General features: G+C 48.7%; 1 protein-coding gene. It reads left to right on the plus strand.

What is annotated here, in order from left to right:
* The coding region (locus ACLJNW_RS25565; protein WP_410961418.1) for a hypothetical protein at window positions 1-267 on the plus strand (267 nt) is incomplete at both ends.

Raw genomic sequence — 267 nt, forward strand, 5'->3', positions numbered from 1 at the left:
CTGAAAGCCTTCTATCAAGTTGTGAAACCAGAGAAAGCGGATGATGCTGAGATTAGCAAGATTTACGACAAATATTCAAGCAGCATTGAAACACTCTTTGCGAGGTTGAAGGAATTATACTCCAAGCCACCATCTGATACAAATCCCCAGATACAAGAGGCCTTAACCAGGCTACTCGCAAGCAAACCAGCTGCACAAACTGGCACCTCAACGAGTGCTAATGTTTTCGCGCCTGCAGCGCCGGCATTTGGCGGCGGAGGCGGAGGT

Origin of the sequence: Salmonella sp. SAL4457, from assembly GCF_046548235.1 — a bacterium.
GTDB lineage: Bacteria > Pseudomonadota > Gammaproteobacteria > Enterobacterales > Enterobacteriaceae > Salmonella > Salmonella enterica.